General features: G+C 62.9%; 20 protein-coding genes. 13 read left to right on the top strand and 7 right to left on the bottom strand.

Annotated elements, in window-relative coordinates:
* Positions 1-603: 603 nt before the first annotated feature.
* The 4 genes from AC07V9_RS16040 to AC07V9_RS16025 all read right to left on the bottom strand — a co-directional run bounded on the left by AC07V9_RS16040 (position 604) and on the right by AC07V9_RS16025 (position 6,640).
* On the bottom strand, positions 604-2,079 hold the full coding sequence (locus AC07V9_RS16040) for a type III effector (protein ID WP_495016654.1): 1,476 nt from the start codon (positions 2,077-2,079) through the stop codon (positions 604-606).
* A gap of 78 nt (positions 2,080-2,157) precedes the next feature.
* Positions 2,158-3,123, bottom strand: coding sequence for a transglycosylase SLT domain-containing protein (locus tag AC07V9_RS16035; protein ID WP_495016653.1), 966 nt, complete (start codon positions 3,121-3,123; stop codon positions 2,158-2,160).
* 34 nt (positions 3,124-3,157) lie between these two features.
* Positions 3,158-5,503 carry a type III effector HrpK domain-containing protein gene (locus AC07V9_RS16030; RefSeq protein WP_495016652.1) on the bottom strand — a complete coding sequence of 782 codons (2,346 nt, stop codon included), beginning with the start codon at positions 5,501-5,503 and terminating at the stop codon, positions 3,158-3,160.
* A 582-nt stretch (positions 5,504-6,085) separates the two neighbouring features.
* Complete coding sequence (locus AC07V9_RS16025) at positions 6,086-6,640, bottom strand: RNA polymerase sigma factor (RefSeq protein WP_495016651.1); 555 nt, start codon at positions 6,638-6,640, stop codon at positions 6,086-6,088.
* A gap of 244 nt (positions 6,641-6,884) precedes the next feature.
* On the opposite strand from AC07V9_RS16025, the gene sctW reads away from it, so the two are divergent.
* The 12 genes from sctW (at position 6,885) to sctU (ending at position 17,717) form a co-directional block, all read left to right on the top strand.
* On the top strand, positions 6,885-8,006 hold the full coding sequence (gene sctW, locus AC07V9_RS16020) for a type III secretion system gatekeeper subunit SctW (RefSeq protein WP_495016650.1): 1,122 nt from the start codon (positions 6,885-6,887) through the stop codon (positions 8,004-8,006).
* On the top strand, positions 8,006-10,099 hold the full coding sequence (gene sctV, locus AC07V9_RS16015) for a type III secretion system export apparatus subunit SctV (RefSeq protein ID WP_495016649.1): 2,094 nt from the start codon (positions 8,006-8,008) through the stop codon (positions 10,097-10,099). The genes sctW and sctV overlap by 1 nt, the downstream gene beginning before the upstream one ends.
* Positions 10,100-10,117: 18 nt before the next feature.
* Positions 10,118-11,089, top strand: a complete 972-nt coding sequence (gene sctD, locus AC07V9_RS16010) for a type III secretion system inner membrane ring subunit SctD (protein WP_495016648.1) — start codon at positions 10,118-10,120, stop codon at positions 11,087-11,089.
* Positions 11,086-12,435, top strand: coding sequence for a FliI/YscN family ATPase (locus AC07V9_RS16005; protein WP_495016647.1), 1,350 nt, complete (start codon positions 11,086-11,088; stop codon positions 12,433-12,435). The genes sctD and AC07V9_RS16005 overlap by 4 nt, the downstream gene beginning before the upstream one ends.
* Positions 12,436-12,766: 331 nt before the next feature.
* Positions 12,767-13,213 (top strand): type III secretion protein, encoded by a 447-nt coding sequence (locus tag AC07V9_RS16000; RefSeq protein ID WP_495016646.1) that lies wholly within the window; start codon positions 12,767-12,769, stop codon positions 13,211-13,213.
* 6 nt (positions 13,214-13,219) lie between these two features.
* On the top strand, positions 13,220-13,771 hold the full coding sequence (locus AC07V9_RS15995) for a type III secretion system HrpP C-terminal domain-containing protein (protein ID WP_495016645.1): 552 nt from the start codon (positions 13,220-13,222) through the stop codon (positions 13,769-13,771).
* On the top strand, positions 13,768-14,502 hold the full coding sequence (locus AC07V9_RS15990; protein WP_495016644.1) for a type III secretion system protein: 735 nt from the start codon (positions 13,768-13,770) through the stop codon (positions 14,500-14,502). The genes AC07V9_RS15995 and AC07V9_RS15990 overlap by 4 nt, the downstream gene beginning before the upstream one ends.
* Positions 14,492-14,905 (top strand): FliM/FliN family flagellar motor switch protein, encoded by a 414-nt coding sequence (locus AC07V9_RS15985; protein WP_495016643.1) that lies wholly within the window; start codon positions 14,492-14,494, stop codon positions 14,903-14,905. Before AC07V9_RS15990 ends, AC07V9_RS15985 begins: the two co-directional genes overlap by 11 nt.
* Entirely contained in the window at positions 14,902-15,555 is a 654-nt protein-coding gene (gene sctR / locus AC07V9_RS15980; protein WP_495016642.1) for a type III secretion system export apparatus subunit SctR, read from the top strand. Before AC07V9_RS15985 ends, sctR begins: the two co-directional genes overlap by 4 nt.
* Before the next feature lie 7 nt (positions 15,556-15,562).
* Entirely contained in the window at positions 15,563-15,829 is a 267-nt protein-coding gene (sctS, locus tag AC07V9_RS15975) for a type III secretion system export apparatus subunit SctS (protein WP_495016641.1), read from the top strand.
* Entirely contained in the window at positions 15,830-16,624 is a 795-nt protein-coding gene (gene sctT / locus AC07V9_RS15970) for a type III secretion system export apparatus subunit SctT (RefSeq protein ID WP_495016640.1), read from the top strand.
* A 16-nt stretch (positions 16,625-16,640) separates the two neighbouring features.
* Positions 16,641-17,717 (top strand): type III secretion system export apparatus subunit SctU, encoded by a 1,077-nt coding sequence (sctU, locus tag AC07V9_RS15965; protein WP_495016639.1) that lies wholly within the window; start codon positions 16,641-16,643, stop codon positions 17,715-17,717.
* Positions 17,718-17,899: 182 nt separating this feature from the next.
* Here the strand turns inward: sctU and AC07V9_RS15960 are convergent, their stop codons facing one another.
* Together AC07V9_RS15960 and AC07V9_RS15955 are read right to left on the bottom strand one after the other, a co-directional pair.
* Positions 17,900-18,835 (bottom strand): LysR family transcriptional regulator, encoded by a 936-nt coding sequence (locus AC07V9_RS15960; protein WP_495016638.1) that lies wholly within the window; start codon positions 18,833-18,835, stop codon positions 17,900-17,902.
* A 156-nt stretch (positions 18,836-18,991) separates the two neighbouring features.
* The gene (locus tag AC07V9_RS15955; RefSeq protein ID WP_495016637.1) at positions 18,992-19,504 is read right to left on the bottom strand and encodes a helix-turn-helix domain-containing protein; all 513 of its coding nucleotides are present in this window, start codon (positions 19,502-19,504) and stop codon (positions 18,992-18,994) included.
* 269 nt (positions 19,505-19,773) lie between these two features.
* On the opposite strand from AC07V9_RS15955, the gene AC07V9_RS15950 reads away from it, so the two are divergent.
* Positions 19,774-20,403: a phosphohydrolase gene (locus tag AC07V9_RS15950; protein ID WP_495016636.1), complete on the top strand. Its 630-nt coding sequence runs from the start codon at positions 19,774-19,776 to the stop codon at positions 20,401-20,403.
* On the opposite strand, the gene AC07V9_RS15945 is transcribed toward AC07V9_RS15950, so the two are convergent.
* Complete coding sequence (locus AC07V9_RS15945) at positions 20,381-22,663, bottom strand: ATP-binding protein (RefSeq protein WP_495016635.1); 2,283 nt, start codon at positions 22,661-22,663, stop codon at positions 20,381-20,383. The two genes, AC07V9_RS15950 and AC07V9_RS15945, sit on opposite strands and share 23 nt — an antisense overlap.
* Positions 22,664-22,729: the final 66 nt, after the last annotated feature.

Below are 22,729 nucleotides of genomic sequence, written 5' to 3'. Positions count from 1 at the left end.
CCCAGCGCCAACACGGAAACCGTGAGGCCCATCATCAGTTGTCTCTTCATAACCAATTGCTCCACGTGTCATGTCGGTCGATGCGAGCAAGATGCCCGGCGAGTTGCCTTCCTCGACAATGAAAACATCGCACTTCGCAATGAGCGCGAGCGTACTTTCCTGATAACTACAGAGGGCCAGAACAGCCAGCAGGCGAAGATGAACCAGATAGTGCATTGCAAAAGCAACTGCCCGCACTTGCTCAGGATAGACCGTTTTCTCCGGCATCGCCCGATGGCATAGGACTACCCGCCCAATGGCAGGCTCATACGCTACCGAAAGTTTCGAGTGAGCGCGCGCCGGTTAGTTCGGAAGGTGCAAATAAAAGCACAATTGTGCAAGTGACAACATGTGCGAACTTACAAACATTGATCGCGTTTCCGCAACAATACTGCGTTTAGCACTGCGGCTTATAAGTGCATGCCTTACTCAACTAAGCCCTGCGGCATATAAACAGCGTGTAAGTAATTGATTTAACGACACGGGAAGGCATTACAGGAATGAGCCAGCGTCCCCGTCTGCAACGGGAGACGCCAGATTGGGTAGAAATTGCGCAACAGATCCTTACGCCAGGTTCATGGCGTCGTCGTCAGCATTGCGCTCGCGACGTCGCACGTGGGTGTCGTACTGGGCGCGTAACGCCGCGCCGGTGGTGACTGCGGCGTCGATGCCGTCGGCAGCTGTTTGCGCAACCGCCCGAGCGCCTTGTGCTGTTTTGGTGCCGACGAACGACGCCGTTGCAGAGGCCGCGCCTTTGACGCCGTTCTGCAGCAGGTCTTCCGCAGCTCGTGTGGCAGGGTCGGTGACCACGCCTGCAGTCGTCCAGCCAGCGAATACGGCCGATGAGGCGACCGCGTTGGTGAGCTGGCTGACGGCGGTCTTGGCGTAGGGGTTGCTGAGGTGTTTTGTCGCCAGTTCCTGCAACTTGCCAACCCCCGCAAAACCGCCCGCCAGGGCCAGGCCGTTCTGAGTCAGGCTGCTGGCCGACACCAGGCTGCGCACGGCCTTGCTGCCGTCGGTGAGGATGTCGATAGGCATCCCGGCCAGGCGTTTGCCAGCGTTGAGTGCCGCGCCGCTGTAACTGGCGTTCTTTATTCCCCGATAGGCCTCAAGCCATTCGGTTTCCTCGTCCAGTGGCTTGGCGTCGGCGTCCTTGCGGCCGAACACGTAGGCGCCACCGCGCTGATGATCGCGGCGCTCGGTGTTCTGCATGCGGCTGGCGAATGCCGCGTTGGCCGCCAGGCCACCCAAGGCGGCGATGCCCGTGTCGACCGCCGCCTGGGCCTTGGGATGCCCCGCCAACGGGGTCGCCACCACGGCACGCAGCACGTTGCGCGCCGTGTAGCTCTGAATCGCGCCACCCATGTCCAGGCTCTGTTGCGTCAGCCCCGGCGCCTGGCGTTTAAGGGATTCGGCCATGGCGTCGTGAAGCTTTTCCGGCGCGGCCTTGAGGTATTGCGTGTCGGCGGTCACGCGGTTCATCACCCCGGTGCCGACCTGATCCATCGCCCCGGACAAGGCGCCGGAAATCAGCGGCGTCAGCGGTTTCAACGGCGCTGGCAACCAGTCGCCCTTGTTGATCGCAGGCTCCATGTACTGCAACACCGTGGCGGCGGCAAACGGGGTGGCGCGAAGCGCGCTGGAGGTACGGGCGGCCAGGCGATCGAATTTCTCGGCCTTGGCCAGAGTCTCGGCGATGTCACCGTGGGTTTCGCCCTCGCGCTGCAAGACCCGCGCTCGGCTGTCGGCGATGGCATCGAGCTGGCGATTGTTCCGGGTCGCACGGTCGTTGTGCTGATCGATTTCTGCGCGCTGCGCCGGGCTGGCATCGCGGGGGATGGCCTTGAGTGCCTGTCGGTGGTCGGCAAACACATGTTGTTTGAGGTAGTCGGCAATCAGGGTGACGTCGTTCTGCACCGCAGCCGGGGTCAGCGCGCCGACCGCTTCGGCGCCGTGGCCAGCGTCGGTCTCATGAATCGAGATGGCGGGCGACAGGTCCGCCGGTGTTGCGCCTTGTGGCGTTCTTTGAATTCCATTCACAGTTGAAACCTCTTGAAGACGTGGGACAGCCCGGACCGACATCGCCTGTCAGCCGGGCACTCTGAAGATGGACACAGGTCAGGCCGGCAGTTGCCCCTGCCCGCTCTCAATGATTTTGGCGAAGTTCATCACGTTGTTGACGTAGTTCGGATCGCCCACGCCGCCAGCGTTGGACAGGTCACCCTTGCTCACCTTGTCGGGGCCGGAATTGTAGGCGCGCAAGGCTGAGCCCCAATCGCCGAAGGCTTGATGCTGATCGCGCATGTACAGGGCCCCGGCCATGATGTTGTCATGGACGTTGTTCACGTCGGCGTTGCCCAGCAGGTCTGGGTTTTCCTTCTTCAGACCGGCGAAGGTGTCGGCGTTGACCTGCATCAGGCCTGCGTCGGTCTTGCCATTGACGTTGGTGGTGTCCTGGCCCAGCTGGCCGCGGGACTCGGCCCAGATCTGTCCGGCGAGGATGTTGGCCGGCACGCCGGTGGCCTGGGAGGCGTCCATGATGTCGTTGCGGTAAGGCTCAAGCTGCCTGGGCAGGTGCAGATCGCCCGAGCCGCTCAACGAGGTGTCATCGCTCACGCCGCTGGCTGCATGGCTGGTGGGCGCGCCGGCATTTGACGTCGCGCCAGGGCTGCCACCGCCCTCGCCTCCACCGCCTGCGCCCTCGACGCCGCCACCGCCACCGCCGCCATTACCGTTCTGTGCCGCCAGGTTCTGGGCGTTGGGCTGGTTGGGGTTGTTCTGCATGAGCATCTGCATCAGCTCCATCAGCAGGCTCATGATCTGCTGGACCATGCTGGTCTGGTTATCGCCGGACAGCACATTGCTGGCGTTGACCTGCGGGTCCTGGCTGTTGGGGGGCGCGAAGTTGACTTGGGACTGCTGTGCCGGGTTGGCGAACAGCAAGGTGCTCGGGTCAATGGCCTGATTGCCACTGCCGTGACCGCCTAACGCATTGTGTTGCCCGGATTTGCCGCTCAGGGACGAGAAGTCCGCGGGCGTGCTGAGGTCCTGCAACGGACGAAGCGACGAAACACCGATACTCATGATCGTTTACCTCTTTGGGCTCAGGGGGGATGAATCAGTGGGCCTTGGGAATGCCGAACTGGTCCAGGACCGGGTCGACGTTGTGGTCGAAGGCTTTCTGCGCCTTGTGTTTTTTCACTGCCTCGATGATGGCCGAGATGCCAAAACCCAGGCTCATGGCGGCGTCGGCGATCCAGCCGACCACCGGAATCGATGCACCGATCGCAGCCCCTGCGGCCATGCCCGCGGCTTCACCGACCACCATGCCTGCCACGCGCCCACCGACCTTGGCCGCCACTTCGCCCAGCCCTGCACGGCCAGCGGATTTGGCCACCGCGTCATAGCCCTGCTTGGCGGCCGAAAGCCCGGATTTGGTGCTGTCGTAGATGGTTTTTGCCGCGTCGGTCTTGTCACCACGGGCGAGCATGTCGGAGACCGAAGCGAAGCCCATCACCGACTGCAACGCCGCCGGTCCCATGTTCGAGGCGATCTGAGCGGCCACGGACGGCGCATGGTCCTTGTCGCCCTTGGCGTTTTCCAGCAGCTTTCGCCCGGTCTTCGAGTCCTGCAGCTGAGCGAAGGTGGACTGCACGTAGTTCGACTGCTGCCCCTGGACAAAGTCTTCGGGCAGCACGCTGTCGTAGGCGGCCTTCTGTGCATCGGCGCTGTTGAGGGCCTGTTCGCCATCGGCTTTCTTCTGGTTGAGCAGCTGCTTGACCGCGCCGCCTTCGCTGAAGTTGCGCACGTAAGAGTCCCGGACCTTGCCCTGCAAGTCCGGCCGCTGCCCCAGCACCTGCTGCGCGGTCGGCACGTTGGCATCCGGGCCGAGCAAGTCTTTCTGCATCTGCAGTTGCGCCGACAACCCGCCGATGGCGCTGCTGTAATCAGCGTTGGGTTTGTCCTTGCTGGTGGCCTTATCGGCGCTGTTGAGGTCAGCCTGCAACGCCTGGCCGCTGTTGACCTTTTGCATCTGCTGGTTGACGGCTTTTTGCAGCGACGGCGTGCTGCCCACCAACGCCCTGGACTGCTGCGGGATCTGCTTGTCGAGAAACGCCTGCACGTCCGGGTCGGCTTGCAGTTGAGCGATTTTCTCGTTCAACGCGTCTTCGGTTTTCTCGGTCTTGCGCAGGTCATGCCCGGCGACGACGCTCTGCTGGGTCTGCTGCAGCTTGACCATCACCGCAGCCTTTTGCTCGCCGCTGTAGGCCGCCGGGTTGTCGAACACGTCCTTGCCCAGCTTGCTGATGTCGGTATTGGCCACCGAATTGAGGGTCGCTGCATCACTCAGCACGCTGGCGAATTCACCGCCGTTGGTGGGGGCCTGTTTCTTGATCCAGTCGCTGATATTGCTGGCGCTGAACAGCTTGTCCGGGCTGTGAGCAGCCAATGATCGGCCCTCCAGCCCGCCCTGATCGATCTGCGTGAGAAAGCCCGGTTGCGACCAGGTTTTCGCGGCTTGCTTGAGTGGCCCGGCGAGGCCCGGGTTGTCGTCCTGGATGGCCTTGAGGCCATCGGCGCTGGTCAGGCCATCGACCTTGGTCTTGCCGCCGGCGCCCACGGCGTGCTTGGGGTCGGCCGCCTTGGTCAGGGGTTCGTTGGCGCGCATGAGGGCGGCGCTGCGCACCAGTTCCAGCGATTGCGGGTCGGCGTCCGGGTGGTCTTTCTGGTAGTTGGAAATGTCTTTGTCGGCGCTGTCGGCGGCCTTCTGCATGTTCTTGGCGAAGGCTTTCAGGTCGCCATCGGTGATCTTGCCGTCGGCTTTGCCACCGTGCTTTCCAGTGTCCACGGCGGTTTTCAGCGCCGGGTTGGCGTTGATGTAATCCATGGCCTTGGCCGCATCGGGGCCCTTCTCGGCGGCCATACGTGCGGCAGCGATAGGCCGGTTCAGCTCCTTGGCGGCCTGTTCACGCTGATCGGGCGGCAGGTTGGCGACCATCGGCGCCCAGCGTTCCAGCTCCTTGGGCGAGGAGTAAGTCGAGTCGTCGAGAAAGCTCGCTTCGCTGGCCTTGGGTGGCTCGGCGGCTTTGCTGGCGTCGGTCGGCGTGGGGGTGCTGACGTCGTTCACGGCCGTGGGTTTGGCGGTTGAGACTGGGGCCTGCGTCGGCGTATTGCCAGGTGGAGTCGGCGTTTGCGTTGCATTGGCCAGCGTCTGCGCGTTGCCCTTGAACAGCTGGGTGAGTTGCGTCAGCAAAGACAGCAGCTGCTTTTCAGTGGCCTCGGTATTGGCCGAAGGCTGCGCTGCCGTGGCACCAAACTGCACGTTGAAATGGGCCACACCGCCTTGGCCCGGCGGCATTTTGGGGGTATTCGAGGCTGCGTTGCTCAAAGGCGATTGCGCGACCGAATCGCCGCTGTCGGGTTGAGGTGCGATACCGCTGAACGGGCTGTTCGAAATACGCATGGGAGTCGCCATCCGGGAGTTGAAGGATGGCAACTGTGTGGTTCGAGGGGCGAGTCGGTTCCGGGAAATGTTTCAGGTTGTTTCAAATGCGCAGAATGAATAATCGCATTGCTTGATCTGCATGCACCCGGCCTCAGCGGCGCCACTTACCTGTGGGAGCGAATTTATTCGCGAAAAAGGCCGCAGACGATACACATGTGTCGGCTGTACCGGCCTCTCGCGAATGAATTCGCTCCCACGGCAGATCAACTACGACGCTGAAACCCCCATCCCAGAGCCCGCGCTTGCCTCCATCATTCCCGTTGATGACCACCATGAAGGCGATTGTCTTCAGGTTTTTCGGGCCTCGCGTAACATCGCCCCATCACCTGCTCCCCATCGCTGACTCGCACAGGACTACCGACATGACCATCCATCTGATCAACGCCGTTGCCCTCACCGCCGTGACCGTTTTCCTGGTCAACCGCGCTTTCGCCCTGTACGACCTGGTCAACGCAGCCACCGTCTCCGAGCACATCTGAAACGGTCCTGCCGTTTCGGCTGCGCTCGGCCAACCCCGAGCCTGCCTGAGCTGAATCGGCCTCAAGCGAACGGGTCCATCTGACGTTTCAATTGCTCCCTTGCCCGGGACAGACGCGAACGCACCGTGCCGATCGGCACTCCCAGCGACATCGCCGTCTCCTGATAATTACCGTCCATCTCCAGAGACACCTCGATCACCCGCTGCATGTTCGATGGCAGCGTGCCGATGGCTTTCACGACCCTGACCAATTGCCGATGGCCGTCCACCTGATGGCCGATGTCGCCGTGGCTGTCGGGTTCGGAATGGGTGTGGTCTTCCCAGCTTTCCTGATAGGGCTGGCGATACATTTTGCGAAAGTGATTGCGGATCAGATTCAGCGCGATCCCGCACAGCCACGTCTGCGGTTTGCTGGCGTTCTGGAACTTGTGCTCACTGCGTAGCGCCTCCAGAAACGTGCATTGCAAGATGTCGTCGACATCGTCCGGGTTCATCACCCGCTTCTGGATAAAGGCACGAATCATCTTCACCTGATCGCTGGACATCTGCCGGATCCCCTGGATCGGCTGGCGGCGGTTTGCAGGTTCAATGTCGAGGATCGCAAGGCTTGGAAACATCAGGGCTCTTCCTTGTTTGAAGTGTGTTAGCCCTATAGCGATATGCATGCCAGCAAAAATAATCTCCTATCTATATGATTTGTAACGTTATTTAATTTTATCGAGCGAGCCCTTGTGCAAAATCTTGCGCGAGGACACTGATTCGCAAACGGTTTTTGGCACAGATCTTCGGGTGCAGGACACGCATGGAACCGTTTGAACGGTGCGGCCACTCAGAGCCCATGACCCCGCTCAGAACCGTCCTATGAAGATCGCCGCCCCCGCTCCCCAGGCGTTGCCCACTGCATCCAGCAATGCGGCGCTGTCGCCTGCGAAAAACACGGCCGTACCGATCACACCGCCGCGCACCAACGCGCCGAATCTGAACGGCACGTCGCCGCAGCAGGTGTCGCGTTTTGCCGCAGCCCTGGTGCAGCAGAGCCGCAGCCTGGGGCAGCGCGAACTCATTGCCAGCGGCAATGCCTTGCAGTCGCGGGCGGTGAAGCTCGGTGAGCTGTATCAGCAACTGATGGGCTCGGAAGACACCGGCCTGGACGATGCCGCGCGCAACCTGCGCAAGCTTTTGCTCAAACAGCGCGCCGCCAGCCTGGCGCAGATCATGAGCTACAGCGACGGCGACCCGGCCAAGGCCCATGTGGTGTTGCAGGCGGCCAGAAAACAGGCCCAGAGCGATGGCGCCACCGGCGAGCATGTGGTGCTGACCCAGCAACTGAAACTGCTGCGACGCAAGTACGGTCAACGGGCCCGTGCGGGCATCAACAGCGCGAAGGCCTTCTCCAAATCCGGAATCGACAGCAAACGCCGCGGCGCCCTGCGTAACCTGTATGGCGTGGCCGTGGCGGGTCAGCAGAACATCATCGGGCTGATCGACGCATTGCTCAGCGAGCGCGAAGAAACCGGCGAATTCGAGCTCAACCTGCGCGACATGCGCAGCGCGATCGCCGACGACCTCTCGGCCCTCACCCCTTCGACGTCACCCCAGCAATTGCGCACCCTGATGCATGGCCTCAACACCGCGCGCCATGTGGCCACGCTGCTGCAAAGCTGCGAGCACTTGCTGGGGCGCATGCGCAGCAAGAACCCCGGCCTGCAGGTCGATCCGGCGTCCTTTCTCAAACACCTGCTGGCCCTTTCGGGCAAAGGCATGAGCCTCAACGAAACCCTGCAACTGACCCAGCACATCGGCGGCAAACAGCTCAAGCATCAACTGGCTTTTCTCAACGGTCTGCGGCCGATGCTGCAGCAACTGCCGATCCTGCTCTGGCGCGACATGAAGAGCCGCCAGAACGCGCTGGGCAACCTGCTCATCCTCATGGCCGAGCTGACTCGGCTGGAACAGAACCCGTCCCAGGGGGGCATCGCCTGATGGATCGTGTCATCAACCTGCTCAACCAGCTCGCGCTGGCGGCCATGCGTCGCTCGGAAATCGTCGGCGCCTTCGTGGTCATCGCCATCGTGTTCATGATGATCACGCCCCTGCCCACCGGCTTGGTGGACGTGTTGATCGCCATCAACATCTGTATTTCCTGCCTGCTGATCATGCTCGCCATGCACCTGCCACGGCCGCTGGCGTTCTCGACCTTTCCGGCGGTGTTGTTGCTGACCACGATGTTTCGCCTGGCGCTGTCGATCTCGACCACGCGGCTGATCCTGCTCAATCAGGACGCCGGGCACATCGTCGAAGCCTTCGGCCAGTTCGTGGTGGGCGGCAATCTGGCGGTGGGCATGGTGATTTTCCTGATCCTCACCGTGGTCAACTTTCTGGTGATTACCAAGGGCTCGGAGCGGGTTGCGGAAGTGGGCGCGCGCTTCACCCTCGATGCCATGCCCGGCAAGCAGATGTCCATCGACAGCGACTTGCGCGCCAACCTGATCAGCGTGCATGAAGCCCGGCGCCGCCGCGCCGAGCTGGGCAAGGAAAGCCAGCTGTTCGGCGCCATGGACGGGGCGATGAAGTTCGTCAACGGCGACGCCATCGCCAGCCTGATCATCGTCGCCATCAACATGATCGGTGGCATCGCCATAGGCGTCGTGCAGCACAACATGAGCGCCGGCGACGCCTTGCAGGTCTACACCGTGCTGACCATCGGCGACGGCCTGATCGCGCAGATTCCCGCGCTGCTGATCTCGGTCACCTGCGGCATGATCATCACCCGGGTGCCGGATGAAGAACGCGCCGAAGCCAACATCGGCCGGCAGATCGCCGAGCAGATCACCAGCCAGCCCAAGGCGTGGATCATCGCGGCGGTGGCGATGCTCGGGTTCGCCGCGCTGCCCGGCATGCCGACGGCGGTGTTCATCGTCATCTCGATCATCTGCGGCACCGGTGGGCTGTTGCAGTTGCAGCGGGCCAAACCCCGGGCCGAACAGGTGCAGGCCGTGGCCGTGGCGCCCGAAATGAATGGCCGCGAAGACCTGCGCACGTTCTCTCCCAGCCGCCAGTTCGTGCTGCAGTTTCACCCCAGCCAGAACCCGGCGCAGATCGAATCGCTGGTCAGTGAAATCCGCCAGCGGCGCAACCGTCTGGTGGTGCAGTACGGCCTGACCCTGCCTTCGTTCATCATCGAACAGGCCGAACACCTGCAACCGGACGAGTTTCGTTTTTCGGTCTACGAAGTGCCGCTGCTCAAGGCCACCTTCACTCAAAGCCACGTCGCGGTCGATGCGCGCCTGATCGAGGCGTCCCCGGACAGCGCGGTGTTCGGCAGCCTCGAGCGCCAGGAAGGCCAGTGGCTGTGGCTGCCCGTGGACGATCCGCAGTTGCAGGACCATGAAGTCGAACGGGTCGATGCCATGACCCTGATCATCGAGCGCATGGAGCGCGCCCTGCAGTCCTGCGGGCCGCAGTTCATCGGCTTGCAGGAGACCAAGGCGATTCTCGGCTGGCTCGAAAGCGAACAACCGGAGCTCGCTCAGGAGATGCAACGGGTGCTGCCGCTGGCGCGTTTCTCGGCGGTGTTGCAGCGTCTGGCCTCCGAGTGCGTGCCCCTGCGGGCGATACGCCTGATTGCCGAGACCCTCATCGAACACGGCCAGCACGAACGCGAAGTGACAGTGCTCGCCGACTACGTGCGCATCGCCCTGAAGTCGCAGATCTATCACCAGTATTGCGGCGCCGAGGGCCTGTTGGTCTGGGTGCTGACCCCGGAAAGCGAGGGCATTTTGCGCGACGGCCTGCGCCAGACCCAGACCGAAACCTTCTTCGCCCTGGACAACGAAACCAGCCAGTTGCTGGTGCAGCAGCTGCATATCGCGTTCCCCGTGCGCACCAGCGAACGTGCGGTTCTGCTGGTGGCTCAGGATTTGCGCAGCCCCTTGCGCACCCTGTTGCAGGAAGAGTTCTACCACGTGCCGGTGCTGTCCTTCGCCGAAATCAATAACGCCGCGCAGGTCAAGGTGCTCGGTCGTTTCGATCTGGAAGAAGACCTCGATGCGCTGGATAACGAGTACGCCGCTTGAGTCGCTGGAGAGCCTCGCATGTTTGAATTACGGGTATTGACCGGCCTGCATCAGGGCGCTGCGTTGCCTCTGGTGGGCGATCAATGGGTGATCGGTTCGGACGCCGAACAGGACCTGGCCCTGCACGATCCGGGGGTCGAGCAACTGCACTGCCGCCTGCAACGTGAGGGCGAGCGTTGGGTGATGAGCGCCGCGCAAGGCGAGATCGGCGATCAGGAAGGTCATCGCCACGCCAGCGCGGAACTCACGCCCAACAGCGCATTCGTGCTCGGTTCGGTGTGGCTGTGCGTGTCAGCGGCTGACGATGCCTGGCCTTCGCTGCCGGCGATCATCCCGCCGCCTGCTGCTACGCCGGAACCCGAACCGCAGCCGCAACCTGCGCCCGCTGCGCCGCCACTTGAAAAAGTCGAATCGCGTTCGCGCCTGCTCAATCGCACCACCGGCATTGTCATCGGCGTGTTGTTAGGGATTGCCGGCAGCGCCTGGAGCCTGACCCGCAGCAGCGCACCTGAACCGCTTGTGGCGGCCGCAGCGACTCAACCGATCTCGGCGCCTGCGACCCAGGCCAAAACGGCCGCCGCGCCTGCACACAAACGCATTCACCTGGCCAACGCCGAAGACACCCGGCGCCAGCTCAACACCATGCTCAGTGAACGCTTGCTCAGCGAAGTCGACGTGCAGGCGACGCCGGAAGGTCTGACCCTGAGCGGCAACCTCAAGGCCGAATCGCAGCTGGTCTATCAGCGCATGCTGCAGCGCTTCAAGGATCGCTACGACTCGCCCGTGGCGCTGATCGACAACGTCACAGCGTCGAGCAACGGCCTGCCCTTCACCATCGTGCAGATCATGTCCGGCCCCCATGCGCATCTGGTCACCGCCGACGGTCATCGTCTGTACGTGGGCGATGAGCTGAGCGGCCTGCGCCTGACCCGTATCGACGACAACCGTATTCAGTTCGATGGCGAACGCCACTACGAGGTGAGCTGGTGAACGCCGCCCTCGATCAATGGAAGTCCGCCCACGCCCGGCGTCTGGGCAGTTTCTCTGCCGTGCAGGTCAGCGGCCGGGTGAGCGCGGTCAGCGGCATTTTGCTGGAGTGCCAGATTCCGGCGGCCAAGGTCGGTGACCTGTGCGAAGTGAGCAAGGCTGATGGCAGCACCATGCTCGCCGAAATCGTCGGTTTCACCCGCGACTGCACCTTGCTCAGCGCCCTGGGCACGCCGGACGGGATTCAGGTCGGCGCACCTATTCGGCCTCTGGGCATGGCCCATCGCATTGGCGTCGATGACGGGTTGCTGGGCAGCGTACTCGACGGTTTTGGCCGGCCGTTGCTGGGGGATTCCCAAGGTGCGTTTGCCGGCCCCGGTGATCGTCGCGTGACCCTGCCGGTCATCGCCGACGCCCTGCCGCCGACTCAACGTCCACGCATCACCAATGCCCTGCCCACCGGCGTGCGCGCCATCGACAGCGCGATTCTGTTGGGCGAAGGCCAGCGGGTCGGACTGTTCGCCGGCGCCGGTTGCGGCAAGACAACACTGATGGCGGAGCTGGCGCGCAACATGGATTGCGACGTGATTGTTTTCGGGCTGATCGGCGAACGGGGTCGCGAGCTGCGCGAGTTTCTCGATCACGAACTGGACGCCACCTTGCGCAGCCGCTCGGTGCTGGTCTGCGCCACCTCAGACCGCTCCAGCATGGAACGCGCCCGCGCGGCGTTTACCGCCACCGCCATTGCCGAGGCCTATCGCGAACGGGGCCTGAAGGTGCTGTTGCTGCTCGATTCCCTGACCCGTTTTGCCCGCGCTCAGCGCGAGATCGGCATCGCCGCAGGCGAGCCCTTGGGACGAGGGGGCCTGCCGCCTTCGGTGTACACCCTGCTGCCGCGTCTGGTGGAGCGCGCCGGGATGAGCGAAACCGGCTCGATCACCGCGCTCTACACCGTGCTGATCGAACAGGACTCGATGAACGACCCCGTCGCCGACGAAGTGCGCTCGCTGCTCGACGGCCACATCGTGCTGTCGCGCAAACTGGCCGAACGCGGGCACTACCCGGCCATCGACGTGCAGGCCAGCATCAGCCGGATTCTCAGCAACGTCACCGGCCGCGAACACCAGCAGGCCAACAACCGCTTGCGCCGATTGATGGCCGCTTACAAACAGGTGGAGATGCTACTGCGCCTGGGCGAATACCAGCCCGGCGGGGATCCGGTAACCGACTGCGCAGTGCAGCTGAACGAGCCGATCAATGCGTTTCTGCGCCAGGACCTGCGCGAGCCGGTGCCGCTGCAGACAACGCTAGAGGCGTTGATGCAATTGACGTCGCAGCTGCCGGAGTGAGAGTGGCCGCGGCGTTGCCGGACGTGCACAAAATCTGTGGGAGCGAATTCATTCGCCAGGGGCAGGTCCAGGCGACACAGATTCATGGCCTGAAACACCGCATCGCGAATGAATTCGCTCCCACAGGTAGTGGGTGTGTCAGTCACCTCATGGGGGAGCCCATCGCTGCCGTCGTAACCTCCGACGTCTCCCACAGGTTTGGGTTGAGCGAAACCCGGCGGCGAACGCGGGCTCTGTAGGAGCTGCCGGAGCCGTGCGACAGCCGCGAATGCGAAGGGTCTGACACCCCATTTGAACGGGTACGGCATTGAATCGAACGAGAGGTTTGGCAATGGAAGAACAATTGGAAACCGACCCGCAACGCCTGGCCATGGAACAGGTGATCGGCGTGCTCACACCCCTGCGTCAGCACCGTCAGGCCAGTACCGAACGGGCGCAGCGCAAGGCGCAGCAGGCGCTGGAGGACATGCAGGTTCATCTGCAGCAAACCCGCGATGCGTTGAGCCAGGAGCGGGTCAATCAGCGTGAGCGGCGGCAGGTGCTCAGCCAGGCCAACCTCAATAAAAGCATGCCGCTGAACGACCTTGACCGCTGGCATGAAAAGGAAAACCGCATGCTCGACCGGCTCGCCTATATCCGTCAGGACGTCGAGCAGCAGCGGCTCGGCATCGATGCACAGCAGCAACGCCTGGAGCAAGCCCGCGACGCCGCCAAAGCCGCCCAGCGCGCCGTGGAAAAACTGGCCTGCCTGGCCGAAGCCCTCAATGAACAAGGTTGATTGCCCATGAACACGCCGATCAAAACCCCGCTCCGTCCACAACCGCAACCTGCCTCGCGCCCTACTCCACAAGAAGCCTCAGCCCCCAATGACAACCGCCCAGGCCTCGGCACCCCGCGCAAACTGGATCTGGACCGCCTGCGCGCCTCCTGGAATCAACCCACGCAAACCGAGGCCATGAACGCCGACGGCCTGTTTTTCTCGCAACTGTTGGTGCCGCCGGTGAGCGAAGAACCCGATCACTCAGGTTTCAGCGGCAGCGGTTTGAACTTGGCGCCACCCAGTGAAGACGTGCCTACGCAGTTGATCGACGAGCTGGCCGAGCGCCTGCCCGTGCAACCGGATGGCCCCTTCAGCGTCACCCTGCTGATGCCCAATCTGGGCAAGGTACAGGTCAGCGCCAACAAGCGTGACAACCAGTGGAACATCGAACTGGCCTTCGCCCGCCGAGGCGTGCTCAAGCGCCTGCAACCTCACAAGCGGGCCTGCGAAAGCGCCTTGGCAGACGCGCTGGGGCATGACGTCGACCTGACCTTTCATGAGGCGCTGCCAGCATGAGCGCGCTGAACCTGCGCAAGGTCGGCGCAGCAGCGGCGCAGTTCAGTCGGCGTCTTGGCGCGGGGGCGAGCCTGGCCTTCATTGCTCAAGGCTTGCAAGGCGAACTGACCCTGCGCCCGCAGCTCGACAGCCACGCCATTGCTCCTGTTGTTTATCGGTTCAGCAGCGCCATCGGTGTGTTCGGCCTGAGCGATGCCGAAGCCTTGCTCAGCCTGCTCGGCGATCTGCCCGTCACCCTCGCCGGCGAGCACCAGCCCTGGTACTGGCAGGTGCTCAATCAGCGATTCAGCCCGGCGATTGCGGAACTGCTTTCGCCCCTGGAGCCACTCAGCGATATCACTGCATTGTCGGCTGTCGACGATGGGGCTGCGTTGAGCTGCCGGCTGACGCTGCGTCTGGGTGATCAGGTGCTGCACGGCGTGATCTGCGCCGAGGCCGAGGTGTTGCTGAGGTTGCTGGACGGCCCGGGCTGGGTCGCCCATCGCCTGGGCCTCGATGAGCAATGGCCGATCGACACGCCGCTGGAACTGGGCGAGCTGACGTTGAGCCTCGCGCAACTGGCCTCGCTGCAACCGGGCGACGTGCTGCTGCCGACGCTTTGTCATTTCGACAGCCACGGCAACGGCCGCTTGCAACTGGGCGCGCGGCAATGGGCCGTGCAGACCGACAGCCACGACCGACAGCTGTACGTACGGCTCAGCCACGAGGAAGCACGGGAACATGACCAATGAAGCGCTCTACGACGAAGAGCTGGAGACTTCGGCCGACGATGAGTTCGAGCCGTCGCAAGGCTATGAAGAGGACTACGAACAACCGCTGAACCACGAGGAAGATGACTCCGAGTGGCCCTCGCAAAACGATGCATCGGCGGAATTTGAGCAGGCCGAAGTCGAACCCCAGACACTGGACCCGCTGGATCAACTGCCCGTGGCCCTGACCCTGCGCTGCGGCAGCCTCAACCTGACCCTGGGCGACCTGCGTCGGGTCGCAGCGGGCACGGTGTTGGAAGTCAGCGGCGTCACCCCCGGCTTCGCCACCTTGTGTCACGGCGAGCGGGTGGTGGCGGAAGGTGAACTGGTCGATGTCGATGGCCGCCTGGGCCTGCAGATCACCCGCATGGCGTCGCCCGCATGATCATGGACGGGATGAACCCGGTGCTGTTGGCGCTGTTTCTCGGCGCCCTGTCGTTGATTCCGTTTCTGCTGATCGTCTGCACGGCGTTCCTGAAAATCGCCATGACCCTGCTGATCACCCGCAACGCCATCGGCGTGCAGCAGGTGCCACCGAACATGGCCATGTACGGCATCGCCCTGGCGGCGACGATGTTTGTCATGGCCCCGGTGGCTCATGAAATCCAGCAGCGGGTCCACGAACACCCGCTGGAAATGGGCAGCACCGACAAACTGCAGGCCAGCGCCAACACCATCATCGAGCCGTTGCAGCGCTTCATGACCCGCAATACCGACCCCGATGTCAGCGCCCACCTGCTGGAAAACACCCAGCGCATGTGGCCCAAGGACATGGCCGATCAGGCCACCAAGGACGACCTGCTGCTGGCGGTGCCGGCGTTCGTGCTGTCGGAGCTGCAGGCCGGGTTTCAGATCGGCTTTCTGATCTACATCCCGTTCATCGTCATCGACCTGATCGTCTCCAACCTGCTGCTGGCGCTGGGCATGCAAATGGTCTCGCCGATGACCATTTCCTTGCCGCTCAAACTGTTGCTGTTCGTCCTGGTGCAAGGCTGGACGCGCCTGCTCGACAGCCTCTTCTATTCGTATATGTGAGGCGGTCATGGAAGCGTTGGCGTTGTTCAAACAAGGCATGTTTCTGGTGGTGATCCTCACCGCGCCGCCGCTGGGCGTGGCGGTATTGGTGGGCGTGATCACCTCGCTGGTGCAGGCCCTGATGCAGGTTCAGGACCAGACCTTGCCTTTCGGCATCAAGCTGGCCGCGGTCGGCCTGACTTTGGCCATGACCGGGCGCTGGATCGGCGTGGAGCTGATCCAGTTCATCAACATGTCGTTCGATCTCATCGCCCGCTCCGGGGGCATGCACTAGATGCCCTTCGACGCGCAGAGCCTGTTCGAACTGATGCTGGGCATGGGGCTGGCCGCAGCGCGACTGCTGCCGTGCATGATTCTGGTCCCGGCCTTCTGCTTCAAATACCTCAAGGGCCCGCTGCGTTATGCGGTGGTGCTGGTGGTGTCGATGGTTCCGGCACCGGCCATCAGCCGCGCACTGTCGTCGTTCGAAAACGACTGGTTTTCCATCGGCGCGCTGCTGCTCAAGGAGGCCGTGCTCGGCACGTTGCTGGGGCTGTTGCTGTACGCGCCGTTCTGGATGTTCGCTTCGGTGGGCGCCCTGCTCGACAGTCAGCGCGGCGCGTTGAGCGGCGGGCAACTCAACCCGGCGCTGGGCCCCGATGCGACGCCATTGGGCGAGCTGTTCCAGGAGACGCTGATCATGCTGGTGATCCTCTCTGGCGGCCTGTCGCTGATCACCCAGGTGATCTGGGACAGTTACCAGATCTGGCCGCCGACCGCCTGGGTGCCGGGCATGACCGTCGATGGCCTGAACGTCTTTCTCGAACAGCTCAACCAGACCCTGCAGCACATGATGCTTTACGCCGCGCCGTTCATTGGCCTGCTGCTGTTGATCGAGGCAGCGCTGGCGATCATCGGGCTGTACGCCCAGCAACTGAACGTGTCGATTCTGGCGATGCCGGCCAAGAGCATGGCAGGCATTGCCTTTCTGTTGATTTACCTGCCGACCCTGCTGGAGCTGGGTAACGGGCAGATCCTGCAACTGGCCGACCTCAAGCACCTGCTGACGCAACTGATGTCGCAGCCATGAGCGAAGAACAAGCCCCATGAGTGAAAAAACAGAAAAGGCCACGCCCAAGCAGCTGCGCGACGCCCGAGAAAAAGGCCAGGTCGGCCAGAGTCAGGATTTGAGCAAACTGCTGGTGCTGCTGGTGGTCAGCGAAATCACCCTGGGTTTGGCCGATGAAAGCGTCGCGCGCCTGCTGCACCTGTTGTCGCTGTCGTTCAGCGGCATCGGCAAGCCCTACCTGCACACCCTTGAGCAGGTCGCCAGCGAGGGCATGAGCGTGCTGGTCGGTTTCATCCTCTGCAGCGTCGGCATGGCCATGCTCATGCGTCTGGTGGGCAGCTGGGTGCAGATCGGTTTTCTGTTCGCGCCCAAGGCAATGAAAATCGACATCAACAAGCTCAACCCCTTTGCCCATGCCAAGCAGATGTTCTCGGCCCAGAGTCTGACCACCCTGCTGCTCAGCGTGCTCAAGGCCGTGGCGATCGCCGCGACCTTGTACGTCGTGGTCAAGCCGTCATTGGGGGCGTTGATTCTGCTGTCCAACACCGACCTGACCACCTACTGGCATTCGCTGTTGCAGCTGTTTCGTCACATCCTGCGCGCTACCCTTGGCCTGTTGCTGGTAATCGGGATGGTGGATTTCGCCCTGCAGAAATACTTCCACGCCAAGAAACTGCGCATGAGCCATGAGGACATCAAGAAGGAATACAAGCAGTCCGAGGGCGACCCTCACGTCAAAGGCCATCGTCGGCAACTGGCACACGAACTGTTGAATCAGGCCCCCACCGCGCCGCCCAAACCGGTGGAAGACGCCGACATGCTGGTGGTCAACCCGACCCACTACGCCGTGGCGCTGTACTACCGGCCGGGGCAGACGCCACTGCCGCAGATCCACTGCAAAGGCGAAGACGACGACGCGCTGGCGCTGATTGCCCGGGCGAAGAAAGCCGGCATCCCGGTGGTGCAAAGCATCTGGCTGGCGCGCACGTTGTACAAGGTCAAACCCGGCAAATACATCCCCCGCCCGACCTTGCTGGCGGTGGCGCATATCTATCAGGTGGTGCGGCAGTTGGAAGAGGTGACCGATGAGGTGATTCGGATTGAGGAGCAGTAGTCTGCTATGAACACTGAGATCAACTTTGGGAGCCGGCTTGCTGGCGAAAGCGGTGGGTCAGTGTCTGCTAAGTTGTCTGACACACCGCGTTCGCTGCCGTCGTAACCTGCGACGTCTCCTACGCGTACTGCGGGGTTCGCAGAATAGAGGCTCGACCCAATACCTGGGAGAGCTTCCGGAAGTTACGACAATGGCGAATGCGGCATCGGCCGTGTCTCTTGAGACATGAATTCGGTAATCCGCGAACGCAGCCAACGCTCGGCCGGGTCGTTATCGTGGACGCCGCTCCAGACCATCGACAGCTCGGCCGGCTGGATCGGGAATGGCGGGTCTTCGGCGCGCAGGGCGCAGCCTTCGACCAAAGCGCACGCAGCGTAATCCGGAACGGTCGCGATCAATTCGGTGCCTGCCAGCAGCGCCCGCAAGCCACTGAACTGCGGCACCGCCACCACCACCCTTCTCGCCCGGCCGACCTTGGCCAGGTCCAGGTCGATGTTGCCGCTCAGGTCACCCGAGAACGACACCATGGTGTGTGGCCGCTCGCAGTAATCATCCAGCGTCAGCTCGCCCGGACGTTTGTCGCCACGCAGCACTTTCACCGTGATGTCGCGCAGTTTCTTGCGCTTGGCGTTGGCGGGCAATTCGGTGGTGTAGCTGATGCCGACGGAGATTTCCCCTGACGCGAGCAACGATGGCATCAACAGGTAATTGGCGCGGCGCACCACGACGATGATGCCCGGCGCCTCTTCACGCAGGCGGCTGAGCAACGGCGGGAACAGGCCGAACTCGGCATCGTCGGACAGGCCGATGCGAAACACGTCGCAACTGGTGGCCGGATCGAATTCCTTGGCCCGGCTCACCGCCCCGGAGATGGTGTCCAGCGCCGGCTGCAGCTCCCGCAGAATGTCCAGCGCGCGGGCGGTGGGCTCCATGGCGCGGCCGTTGCGCAGCAGCAACGGGTCATCGAACAGGTCACGCAGACGCGCCAGCGCCGCGCTGATCGCCGGCTGGCCCATGAACAGCTTCTCGGCAACTCGTGTCAGATTCCGTTCGAACATCAACGCTTCAAAAATCACCAAAAGGTTCATGTCGACGCGGCGCAGGTCATTGCGATTCATGGATCGGTTCCGGATGGGCGAGAGGAAATTCGGTGTGCGGTCCAGGCACGGGCAGGACGGCCTGAGTCAATATACCTGCGCAGGTATACACCACAAGTCCCTCTGAGCATTGAACCCTTGTGCTGCGCTATGGGCGTCAATGCACGCCCGGCAGGCTCACCCTGCGCAACGGGCCAACGCAGGCACCATGGAGCGGCGCCAGTTGAACGGCGTGACGCCGACCACGCGGGTGAATACCCGGGTGAAATGCGATTGATCGGCAAAACCGCAATCCAGGCTGATCTGGGAAATGGTCAGCGCCGACTCGCTGAGCAAGCCCTTGGCCTTGTCCAGACGCATCTGCAGGTACCAGTCCCGAGGCGACAGGCCGGTGTTCTTCTTGAAGGCCCGGGAAAAGTGGCTGCGCGACAAAGAACACTCACTCGCCACCTGGGCAATCGACAAGCCCTTGTCCATCTGGCTGGACATCAGCTCCTTGGCGCGCCGCTCCTGCCAGGGCGACAGCGCGACCTTTTCAGTCGGGGTCTGGATCTGCTCGGGCTCGTTGTCCGAAGACAGGCGTGACGACAGCTCGCGCACCATCTGTTCGAGCACGATCTGTTCGCTGCCAGGCAACGCACGAATGGACGCCAGCAGCGAGCGAAAAAGTGACGGGTCGATTGCGTTCATTCCGGACTCTCCAGATCACAGGGGACGGTCTGTGGAGTCTGCTGGGACCCTGCCTTAAAGTCCTTTTCACAGTCTTAAATGTTCTGAATGGTTAATAAGCCCGCGACGCCAAAAAGCCCGAGCCAGAGGCTTTAAGAACATTTAAGGCGCCCCGCAAGGACGTCACGCCGGAACAGGCCTAACATCATCAGCCTGTGAAACCCGGTTCGCTGCGAGGGATGCCAGTGACCACCCGATACGTTGCTGGAATCTCGATTCCGGAAAGCGCGATGGCACGCGCGGCGACCGAGTTGATGCGCGAGACCCAATCGGGGCTGATGTTCGATTCAGCCCAGCGCACTTTTGTCTTCGCCTGCCTTGTGGGGCAAAGCCGCGACCTGCGCTACGACCCTGAGCTTCTGTACATCGGCGCGCTGTTTCTGCGCATTGGCGTGACCACCCTTTATCGCGATTCGCAGCAGCGCTTCGAGGTCGACAGCGCCGATGCGGCAGCGCAGTTTCTGCGGGGCTACGGTCGCTCGCGGGCGGACATCGCCGAAGTCTGGGACGCCGTCGCCCTGCACACCACGCCCGGCATTCCCCACTGCAAACCGGCACTCACCGCCCTGCTCGCCGCCGCCGTGGAAACCGACTTGCTCGGCACCCACTGCCAGGCGTTCTGCCCCGGCGTCCTGGCACGGGTGCTCAGCGCATTTCCTCGGGAGCCCGGCTTCAAGATCAAGTTTTTGCACACCCTGGCGTCCGGGCAATTGCATCGGCCACAGAGCACGTTGGGCACCATCAATGCCGACGTGCTGTCGTTCCATGCGCACCACATGAACGCCGGCGGGTTCTGCGAGCAGCTGTTGATCTCGACCTGGCCTTACTCGTCGACGCCTACACCACCGCCGGCAGCGTGAACACGAAGGTGGCGCCGCCGTAACGCGCGGGTATCGCGTACAAACGGCCGCCATGGGCATGGATGATCGTACGGCAGATCGCCAGCCCCATGCCCATGCCTTTGTCCTTGGTGGTGAAAAAGGCATTGAACACTTTGTCCAGATCTTCAGGATCAATGCCTGGGCCGGTGTCTTCGACGCTCACCACCAGGTAGTCGTTGCCCACCGCTTCGCTGGTGATCGACAGCCTGCGCAGCACCTGATCGCCGGGGCTCATGGCGTCCAGCGCATTGAGGATCAGATTGAGCACCACCTGCTGCAGTTGCACGCTCGACCCGCTGACCTGCAGCGGCGAGCGGGTCAGGTGCGTGGTCATCAGCACCCGCTGCTGCTCGACCTCGACCAGGGTCAGCGCCACCACGTGACGAATCACGTCGTTGATCAGCAAGCGTCTACGCTGTTGCGCGCCCTGCCTGGCCAGCGATTGCAGCGCGTTGACGATGTCCCCGGCGCGCTTGCCGTCCTGAACGATGTCGCGAAGCCCAGACAAGGCTTCGTCGATGCGCGGCGTTTCGCGACTGAGCCAGCGCAGACTGGCGGCGGCATTAGAGACCATGGATGCCAGTGGCTGGTTGATTTCATGGGCGATGGACGCCGCCAGCTCGCCCATCACCGTGACCTGCGACACCTGCGCCAGTTTGGCCCGGGCCGTGCGCAGGGCCGTCTCGATGTCCTGCCGACGGGCGTTTTCTTCCATCAGCTCATGGCGCAAACGGGCGGTCTCCAGCGATATCGCCGCCTGCCCGGCCAACAGCTCCAGCACCCCGGAACGACTGGCCGTGAACACCCCCGGCGCCAGATTGTTTTCCAGGTACAAGACGCCGATCACCTGACGCTGCTTGAGCAACGGCAGGCACAGCGCCGAGCGTACCGGCTGTTGGTGAATGTACTCGTCGTCACCGAAATAAGGGTCGGCGCTGACGTCGTCAATGATCAGCCGCTGCTGGGTGCGCATGACCCGGTACAGGATCGACACCGGCAACAGCTGCACGCCGGGGACCTGATCGGTCAGTTCAATGCGCAGGCCCTCATCGCAGACACGGCCGATGGCGCAGACCAGCGGCGCGTCGTTCTTGACCAGCATCAGCAAGGCGCGCTCGGCCCCGGCGTGCATCATCGTGGTGTCCAGCAGCAGCTCGATCAAACGGTCCTGATCGGTCTCCTCGTTCAGAGCCTGGGCAGCTTTCATCACCGACGACATGTCCAGCGTGTCCTGACCGCCGGGGATGGTGATTGACGTGCGCGAGGCCAGAATCGTTTCCCGCGAACGCGCCTGAGCCATTAGCGCGTAACGATAGGCCGTGTCGCGCAGGTCCGAACGATCCATCGCCAGCTCGGGGATGTCTCGCAGGTGCCGCCATTGGCAATGACAGGAACGCAGATCGGCCAGCAGGCTGCCGGCGCTTTGGTAGCGATCGTCGGGGTTCTTGGCGATGAGCTTGTGCACCAGCTGCGACAGTGCTGGTGGAATGTCCCCGCGCGTCAGGCTCAGTGCAGGCGGCTGGCGCGCCACGTGGCAGTAGACCCACTCCACCGGATCACGGGCTTCGAACGGCAAATGGCCAGCCAGCCACTCGTAAAAGGTCATGCCCAGGGAATACAGGTCACTGCGCTGATCGGCGCGACGCTCGACCCTGCGTGCCTGCTCGGGCGACATGTAGGCCAGCGTGCCGCAGATTGAGTCCGACACCGACATATGCCCGCATGGGTGCGCCTCGACGCTCAGGCCAAAGCCACTCAGGCGCACCCCGCCGTCGCTGCCTTCGACCAGATTGCACGGTTTGATGTCGCGGTGCAGCAGGCCGTGGGCATGGGCTTCGGTCAGGGCAGCAGCGGCGCCAGTGGCCAAGTGCAGAAAGCGTTCGATGGAATACGGCTGGTCGTCCAGCTCATGCAGCGACTGGCCACCAGGGTCGGTCAGCACCAATAGCGAGTCGTCGTCGCAAAACAATAGCGCCAGCGGCTGCAGCGCCCATTGCGGCGCAAGGCGATCAGCCAGCGAGAACTCGTGTTCGAGGCGCCGGGTGACATGCTCCCCTGCCCGGCGTGCGGCCCTGACCACGCGCCAGTGTCGATCGATGTGCTGCTTTGAAGTCACCCGGTGATGGGTCAGCTCCCCATCAACCAGCAGCGGCGCCCAGACGAGTTGCTGTAACCACTCGGGGCCATAGGGCTCGTTGGCAAACGCGGGTTCGTCTGGAGGATTGGAGAAGCTGCTCATGAATGCCCTTGCCGACGCTCACAGTGAATGCCGTCGCATCGCGATGCCGCCGCAGTGCGCCAAACG

The sequence above is a fragment of the Pseudomonas sp. GW821-FHT02A11 genome (assembly GCF_059421985.1).
This window is presented reverse-complemented; position numbering and strand designations above follow the sequence as displayed.

What these genes read in the sequence shown, in the direction of transcription:
- AC07V9_RS16035 (WP_495016653.1), bottom strand. Translation starts at nt 3,123, where the DNA reads ATGAGTATCGGTGTTTCGTCGCTTCGTCCGTTGCAGGACCTCAGCACG.
- AC07V9_RS16030 (WP_495016652.1), bottom strand. Translation starts at nt 5,503, where the DNA reads ATGCGTATTTCGAACAGCCCGTTCAGCGGTATCGCACCTCAACCCGAC.
- AC07V9_RS16025 (WP_495016651.1), bottom strand. Translation starts at nt 6,640, where the DNA reads ATGTTTCCAAGCCTTGCGATCCTCGACATTGAACCTGCAAACCGCCGC.
- sctW (WP_495016650.1), top strand. Translation starts at nt 6,885, where the DNA reads ATGAAGATCGCCGCCCCCGCTCCCCAGGCGTTGCCCACTGCATCCAGC.
- sctV (WP_495016649.1), top strand. Translation starts at nt 8,006, where the DNA reads ATGGATCGTGTCATCAACCTGCTCAACCAGCTCGCGCTGGCGGCCATG.
- sctD (WP_495016648.1), top strand. Translation starts at nt 10,118, where the DNA reads ATGTTTGAATTACGGGTATTGACCGGCCTGCATCAGGGCGCTGCGTTG.
- AC07V9_RS16000 (WP_495016646.1), top strand. Translation starts at nt 12,767, where the DNA reads ATGGAAGAACAATTGGAAACCGACCCGCAACGCCTGGCCATGGAACAG.
- AC07V9_RS15995 (WP_495016645.1), top strand. Translation starts at nt 13,220, where the DNA reads ATGAACACGCCGATCAAAACCCCGCTCCGTCCACAACCGCAACCTGCC.
- AC07V9_RS15990 (WP_495016644.1), top strand. Translation starts at nt 13,768, where the DNA reads ATGAGCGCGCTGAACCTGCGCAAGGTCGGCGCAGCAGCGGCGCAGTTC.
- AC07V9_RS15985 (WP_495016643.1), top strand. Translation starts at nt 14,492, where the DNA reads ATGACCAATGAAGCGCTCTACGACGAAGAGCTGGAGACTTCGGCCGAC.
- sctR (WP_495016642.1), top strand. Translation starts at nt 14,902, where the DNA reads ATGATCATGGACGGGATGAACCCGGTGCTGTTGGCGCTGTTTCTCGGC.
- sctS (WP_495016641.1), top strand. Translation starts at nt 15,563, where the DNA reads ATGGAAGCGTTGGCGTTGTTCAAACAAGGCATGTTTCTGGTGGTGATC.
- sctT (WP_495016640.1), top strand. Translation starts at nt 15,830, where the DNA reads ATGCCCTTCGACGCGCAGAGCCTGTTCGAACTGATGCTGGGCATGGGG.
- sctU (WP_495016639.1), top strand. Translation starts at nt 16,641, where the DNA reads ATGAGTGAAAAAACAGAAAAGGCCACGCCCAAGCAGCTGCGCGACGCC.
- AC07V9_RS15960 (WP_495016638.1), bottom strand. Translation starts at nt 18,835, where the DNA reads ATGAATCGCAATGACCTGCGCCGCGTCGACATGAACCTTTTGGTGATT.
- AC07V9_RS15955 (WP_495016637.1), bottom strand. Translation starts at nt 19,504, where the DNA reads ATGAACGCAATCGACCCGTCACTTTTTCGCTCGCTGCTGGCGTCCATT.
- AC07V9_RS15950 (WP_495016636.1), top strand. Translation starts at nt 19,774, where the DNA reads ATGGCACGCGCGGCGACCGAGTTGATGCGCGAGACCCAATCGGGGCTG.
- AC07V9_RS15945 (WP_495016635.1), bottom strand. Translation starts at nt 22,663, where the DNA reads ATGAGCAGCTTCTCCAATCCTCCAGACGAACCCGCGTTTGCCAACGAG.